This window comes from Marinobacter sp. (assembly GCF_035268745.1).
Taxonomy (GTDB): Bacteria; Pseudomonadota; Gammaproteobacteria; order Pseudomonadales; family Oleiphilaceae; genus Marinobacter.
The window spans coordinates 23,821-30,881 of the sequence record NZ_DATFKH010000156.1; the positions used below are offsets into that span (position 1 = coordinate 23,821).

Below are 7,061 nucleotides of genomic sequence, written 5' to 3' on the forward strand. Positions count from 1 at the left end.
CATGGCCGAGAGCGAAAAAGCGAAGAAAAATCAGGAAAAATCTGCGCGACAGAACCAGAAGCAGGAAAAGTTCCGCCGGTTTGTGGCGCAGGGCATGCGGGAAGGTGCTGTTATCGCGCTGGTCGCACTCTGTATTTACCTTGGTATGGCGCTGGGGACCTTCAGTGCGACCGACCCCGGGTGGGCATCCATCGGCCACGAAACCACTGTGCAGAACCATGCAGGGCGCTCTGGTGCCTGGCTTGCCAGCCTGCTGCGTGATTTTTTCGGTGACGTGGCCTTTCTGTTCCCGGTCATGGTGGCCGGCTATGCGCTGATGCTCATCCGGCTGCGCAGCCAGCCAATTGATCCTCATATTCCGTTGTTTCTGGTGCGCTTCGGCGGCTTCCTGCTGATCCTGTTATCGGCGACCAGCCTGTTGTCCCTGTACTCGGTATTCGGTCTGGGGGTGTCATCAGGCGGAGTTCTGGGCGCCGCGGTTTCCGAAGCCATGGTGAGATTCTTTAATCTTCCGGCCACCACGCTGTTGCTGATCGCCATTTTTCTGTTTGCCCTCACCGTCAGCACCGGGTTGTCCTGGTTCTGGCTGATGGACAGGATCGGCGCAGCGACGCTCAGGCTGGGTACCGGCATCGCGGATTTTTTCCGCAAAGCCGGCAGAGGCAAGCCAGACGACCACAAACAGTCTGCTAACCGGCCGGCACCGAAAGCCAACATGGCCGTTGAGCCACCCATAGTCAGCGACGAGCTGACCCACTACCCGGGCGCGGACAGCAGCCGCAAAAAACTGCCCTGGTGGAAAAAACTGATGCCCGGTTCCGGCACCGCAGCCGCAACTGCCCGCAAACAGCGGGTAGAGCCGGGCATTGACGGTCGCGCGCCCGGGGCCCTGGACGATCAGCCACGCCTGGAAAGTTTCAGTTCCCGAGAAACTGAAGCGCCCCGGCAGCCCGGCGTCGTGCCATCGGCTGCAACAGACAGCAAACCGGCAAAATCCCTGAAAATTTCGCCGTTCAAGCGGGATGAGCCGGGGAAGACCAGCAAAACGACCGGAAAACAGGGCTCGCTGCTGGAAGATATCGAGAGCCCGCTGCCACCCATTTCCCTGCTGGATCCGCCGGAACAGCGCAAGGAAAAGGGGTATTCGGAAGAGTCCCTGCAACACATGTCGCGCCTGGTGGAAGAAAAACTCGCTGACTTCGGGGTGACAGTTGAAGTGGTTGAGGTAAACCCCGGCCCGGTCATTACCCGCTTTGAAATCAAGCCGGCAGCGGGAGTGAAAGTCAGCAAGATCTCCAATCTGGCGAAGGATCTGGCCCGGTCTCTGGCCGTGCTCAGTGTGCGGGTGGTGGAAGTCATTCCGGGCAAGTCGGTGGTTGGCATCGAGATTCCCAATGAGGAGCGGGAAATGGTCCGGCTCAGTGAAGTGCTGAGCGCCAAGGTCTTCCAGGAATCATCTTCGGCACTGACCATGGCGCTCGGCAACGACATCGGTGGCAATCCGATGGTGGCCAATCTCTCCAAGATGCCGCACCTGCTTGTTGCCGGTACGACCGGCTCCGGCAAGTCGGTGGGTGTGAACGCCATGATTCTGAGCATTCTGCTGAAGGCCACGCCGGAGGAAGTCCGCTTCATCATGGTAGACCCCAAGATGCTCGAACTGAGCATCTACGATGGCATACCCCACCTGCTGGCTCCGGTGGTCACCGACATGAAAGACGCAGCCAATGCCCTGCGCTGGTGTGTGGCGGAAATGGAGCGGCGTTACCGGCTGCTGGCCAGCCTGGGGGTAAGAAACCTGGCGGGTTACAACCGCAAGATCCGGGATGCGGCTGCTGCAGGAGAGCCGCTTCTGGATCCGACCTGGAAGCCGGACGAGTATCTGGCCAGTGATGAGCAGGAGCGCCCGGAACTGGATACCCTGCCGTTTATCGTGGTGGTGATTGACGAGTTTGCCGACATGATGATGATTGTCGGCAAGAAAGTGGAGGAACTGATTGCCCGCATAGCCCAGAAGGCACGGGCGGCGGGTATCCACCTGATTCTGGCGACGCAGCGGCCATCGGTCGATGTCATTACCGGGCTTATCAAGGCAAACATCCCCACCCGGATGTCCTTCCAGGTGTCGTCCAAGATCGATTCGCGCACCGTACTGGACCAGGGTGGTGCGGAACAGCTTCTTGGCCATGGTGATATGTTGTATCTGCCACCCGGATCAGGCCTGCCGGTGCGGGTGCATGGTGCCTTTGTCGACGATGATGAGGTCCATCGTGTGGTGAAAGCCTGGAAGGCCCGCGGTGAACCTGTCTATGTGGACGACGTGCTTAACGGCGCCGAGGGCGAGAGCCTGCCCGGCGTCCCCAGCCTGGGTGACGGCGGTGGCGACAGCGAAGGGGATGCCTTGTTTGATGAGGCTGTGGCGTTTGTCACCGAGGGCCGTCGCGTTTCGATTTCATCAGTCCAGCGAAAATTCAAGATCGGATACAACCGGGCCGCCAATCTGGTCGAAGCCATGGAGGCCTCGGGTGTAGTCAGCGCCGCTGGCAATAATGGCGCTCGTGAAGTTCTGGCGGCACCGCCCCCAAGAGACTAGGAGATTATCTGTGAAAGCAAGTCTGAAGCGCTTTGGTTCCCTGCCGGCACTGCTGGTGCTATGTCTGTTTCCGGCAGCGGTTGTGAACGCCCAGCAAAGCATTGACAGCGCGGCATCAGAGTTGGCTGGCCTGCTCCAGAGCTATCAATCCTTTGCAGCCTCGTTCGTCCAGATTGTGGTTAACGAAAATGGTGGCCAGGTGCAGGAAAGTCGCGGCCAGCTGAAGGCGAAACGGCCGGGTCTTTTCTATTGGGAAACCACCTCACCCCATTCCCAGTTCATAGCCAGCGACGGCAGCCATGTCGAGGTTTACGATCCGGACCTGGAGCAGGTAACCGTTCACAAACTGGATGACCGGGTTGCCACCACCCCGGCCCTGTTGTTGAGCGGGGAAGTGGAGAACCTGGATGAAAGCTATCGTATATCCGGCCGTATACTCGGTGGAAAAACCCGCGAGTTTACCCTTGAGCCCCGGGCCGAGGATTCACTGTTCGTGTCGCTGCGGCTGACATTTCACGGTGACGAACTTCAGGAAATGCGCATGCAGGACTCGCTGGGCCAGTTGAGTGTGCTGAGTTTCCAGGATATCCGGGTCAATGGCGCTGTGCCCGACACGGCCTTCTCGCTGGAATACCCGGACACCGTTGATGTGATCCGGGACGGCGCCTGATGCAGGAAAGCCTGTTCCAAGCCACCCCCGGCTTCCAGCCGCTGGCGGCGCGGATGCGCCCGGACAGTCTTGATGAGTATGTTGGCCAGAGCCACCTTGTGGGACCGGGAAAGCCCTTGCGGCGGGCCGTGGAGCAGCGCCAGCTTCACTCCATGATTCTGTGGGGGCCACCCGGCGTTGGCAAGACCACGTTTGCCCGGCTGCTTGCCAACCTCAGTGAGCTGAGTTTCGAGACGTTGTCCGCGGTTCTCAGTGGCGTCAGGGATATCCGTGCCGTGGTTGACCGGGCGAAGGACCGAAAGCATTCCCAGGGCAGGGATACGCTGCTGTTCGTGGATGAAGTCCATCGCTTCAATAAAAGCCAGCAGGATGCGTTCCTGCCCCATATTGAAGATGGCACCTTTATTTTTGTCGGCGCCACTACTGAAAATCCGTCTTTCGAACTGAACAGCGCGCTGTTGTCGCGAACGCGGGTTTACGTTCTCAAAAACCTGACCGACACTGAACTGATTGAACTCCTTGACCGGGCGATTGCGTCCGCACAGGGCCTGAAAGGCGAGATCCGGGTCGATCATCATGTGCTGGCAATGGTTGCTGCGGCTGCCGGCGGTGATGCCCGCCGCGCGCTGAATATCCTTGAGGTGGCGACGGATCTCGCTGAACCGGACCCGGATGGCCATGAGCGGATATCCCCGGAACACCTTGAGCAGGTGCTGCAGACCAGCCTGCGGCGGTTCGACAAGGGCGGAGATGTTTTCTACGATCAGATTTCGGCGCTGCACAAAGCCGTCAGGGGCTCGGATCCGGATGGGTCCCTCTATTGGCTGTGCCGGATGCTGGATGGCGGCTGTGATCCGCTTTATGTGGCACGGCGCCTGGCCCGTATCGCCAGTGAGGATATTGGCAACGCCGACCCCAGGGCCCTGCAACTGGCCATGGATGCCTGGGAGGCCCAGGAGCGCCTGGGTTCCCCGGAAGGTGAGCTGGCCCTGGCGCAGGCCGTTACCTATCTGGCAATGGCGCCAAAAAGTAACGCTGTCTATAACGCTTTCAATCAGTGTATGGCGGATATCCGCAGCGATCCGGACCATGAAGTACCGGTGCATCTGCGCAATGCGCCCACCGCTCTGCTGAAAAGCATGGGCCACGGTAACGAATACCGCTATGCCCACGACGAGCCAGAGGGTTTTGCGGCCGGGGAGTCCTACCTGCCGGAAGCCATTCATCAGCGTCGTTACTATCAGCCGCTGCCACGGGGTCTGGAAATAAAACTGGCTGAAAAACGTGAGCGTCTGGACGAAAAAAACCGGAACAGCCCGCAAAAACGCTATCACCGGGACTGAAACCCGACCGTCTCCGCGCCCGGCTGTGGCCAGAGGCCCCGTCAGAGGTATAATGCGCCATCTGAATACCTGTCATCAGACCGGATTCCCATCAGAAACGACCAATTCAGGATAATCATGCTCGATCCCAAACTTGTTCGCTCGCAGACTGAAGATATTGCCCGTCGATTGCAGGTCAAGGGCTTCACCTTTGACCGGGCCACCTTTGACCAGCTGGAGGAGCGTCGCCGGGCGCTCCAGGTCAAGACCGAAAATCTCCAGGGTGAACAGAACCGTCGCTCCAGATCGATCGGTAAAGCCAAGGCCGCGGGCGAGGATATCCAGCCGTTGCTGGATGAAGTCGAGCAACTGAAAGCTGAACGGTCAGCGGCAGAGGACGAGCTCAGGATTCTCCAGGAAGAGCTGAACGGATTCCTGGCCAACATACCCAATGTGCCGGATGGAGGTGTGCCCGAGGGCGACAGCGAAGACGACAACGTGCAGGTCCGGGTCTGGGGCGAGCCCGGCTCCTTTGCCTTCGAACCCAAAGATCATGTGGCTCTGGGCGAGCAACTGGGTGGACTGGATTTTGAAACGGCGACACGCCTTGCCCACTCCCGCTTTGCCGTCATGCGTGGTCCGGTGGCCAGGCTGCATCGTGCCCTTACCCAGTTCATGCTCAACCTGCATACCGAGGAGCATGGATATACCGAGACTTATGTCCCCTATCTGGTAAATCCCGACGCGCTTTATGGCACCGGTCAGTTGCCCAAATTTGAAGAAGACCTGTTCCGGATGGCCGGCGATAACCCGCTTTACCTGATTCCCACGGCAGAGGTGCCGCTGACCAACCTGATCAGTGACACGATTCTCGCCGCAGAAGAGCTGCCGCTCAAACTGGTTGCCCATACCCCCTGTTTCCGCAGTGAAGCCGGGTCTTACGGCCGTGACACCCGCGGCATGATCCGTCAGCATCAGTTCGACAAGGTGGAACTGGTCCAGATTGTTCGTGGGGAAGACTCAGAGGCGGCACTTGAGGCGCTGACGGGCCATGCTGAAAAGGTTCTGCAACTGCTTGAGCTGCCGTATCGGCTGGTGGATCTGTGCGGCGGAGACATGGGCTTTGCCGCTGCCCGCACCTATGACCTGGAAGTCTGGCTGCCGGGGCAGGGCAGGTATCGGGAAATTTCTTCCTGCTCCAACGCCCGCGACTTTCAGGCACGCCGGATGCATGCAAGATGGCGTAACCCGGAAACCAGAAAGCCGGAGCCGGTCCATACCCTGAACGGATCCGGTCTCGCGGTGGGCAGGGCACTGATCGCAGTGCTTGAGAATTACCAGCAGCAGGACGGCAGCGTTGTGGTGCCGGAAGTTCTGAAACCTTATATGGGGGGCGTGGAAAAAATCCAATGAGTCACACCGCCAGTGATGCCCCATGGAAGAGCATCAGCGCCAGACCCGCACCGAGCCGATACAGCAAGAACCCGGTCACCGGTAACCCGAACAGCTCCACGGGGGAAGTGGCGCTGGTCGGCGCCGGTCCCGGTGACCCGGAACTGCTGACGCTCAAGGCATGGCGTCTGATCCGTTCCGCAGAGGTGGTGTTGTACGACCGTCTGGTGTCGCCGGAAATCCTTTCCCTCATTCCGGAAACCGCTGAACGGATACATGTGGGAAAGCAGCGCGCCAACCACACACTGCCCCAGGACCAGATCAATAACCGGCTGGTGAAACTTGCCCTTGCGGGCAAAACCGTGGTGCGGTTAAAAGGCGGTGACCCGTTCATTTTTGGTCGCGGCGGTGAAGAAATCGAGACTCTCGCGGCTGCCGGAGTAAGGTTTCAGGTGGTGCCCGGTATTACTGCCGCCTCCGGCTGTGCTGCCTACGCCGGCATTCCCCTTACTCACCGCGATCATGCCCAGTCTGTGCGGTTCATCACCGGTCATCTCAAGAACGACACCGCTGACCTGCCGTGGAAAGACTTCGTGCAGAACAATCAGACCCTGGTGTTCTACATGGGGCTGGTCGGACTGCCGGTCATCTGCCGGCAGCTGATTGCCAACGGCATGGACGCTGATATGCCGGTGGCTCTGGTTTCACGGGGGACAACGCCTGAGCAGATCGTGGTGGCCGCGACCCTGTCGACCATTGTCGGGCAGGTCGACAGTCAGGCCGTCTCACCGCCAACACTGGTAATCATCGGCCATGTTGTAGCGCTGAGAAGCCGCCTCGACTGGTTTGCCAGCGTGCCGTTGCAACCATACTAAGCTGAATGAAAGTTAGTAAACAGGGCGGCTTTATGCCTTGCGCTTTGGCAACACGTCCTTCAGTTTGTCACGCATCTCGCGCAGTGCTTTCTCGGTGGTTTCCCAGTCAATACAGGCATCAGTGACGGAAACGCCGTATTTCAGGTCGTCGAGGTTTGCCGGAATTGACTGGTTACCCCAGTTCAGATGGCTTTCCACCATCAGGCCCT

The 7,061-nt window shown here is 59.3% G+C and carries 4 protein-coding genes and 2 pseudogenes; 5 read left to right on the plus strand and 1 reads right to left on the minus strand.

Going from position 1 to position 7,061, the window contains the following annotated elements:
- Position 1 precedes the first annotated feature (1 nt).
- The 5 genes and pseudogenes from VJ956_RS11865 to cobA form a co-directional block, all read left to right on the plus strand.
- Entirely contained in the window at positions 2-2,593 is a 2,592-nt protein-coding gene (locus VJ956_RS11865) for a DNA translocase FtsK (protein WP_324085189.1), read from the plus strand.
- 100 nt (positions 2,594-2,693) lie between these two features.
- A complete protein-coding gene (gene lolA, locus VJ956_RS11870; protein WP_414674438.1) occupies positions 2,694-3,263 on the plus strand; it encodes an outer membrane lipoprotein chaperone LolA in 570 nt (189 codons plus the stop codon).
- Complete coding sequence (locus VJ956_RS11875) at positions 3,263-4,606, plus strand: replication-associated recombination protein A (protein ID WP_324085193.1); 1,344 nt, start codon at positions 3,263-3,265, stop codon at positions 4,604-4,606. The genes lolA and VJ956_RS11875 overlap by 1 nt, the downstream gene beginning before the upstream one ends.
- 117 nt (positions 4,607-4,723) lie before the next feature.
- Positions 4,724-5,998, plus strand: coding sequence for a serine--tRNA ligase (serS, locus tag VJ956_RS11880; RefSeq protein WP_324085194.1), 1,275 nt, complete (start codon positions 4,724-4,726; stop codon positions 5,996-5,998).
- 74 nt (positions 5,999-6,072) lie between these two features.
- Positions 6,073-6,852: pseudogene (cobA, locus tag VJ956_RS11885) on the plus strand (uroporphyrinogen-III C-methyltransferase); the annotation flags it as partial.
- 30 nt (positions 6,853-6,882) lie between these two features.
- Here the strand turns inward: cobA and VJ956_RS11890 are convergent.
- Positions 6,883-7,061: pseudogene (locus VJ956_RS11890) on the minus strand (3-deoxy-7-phosphoheptulonate synthase); the annotation flags it as partial.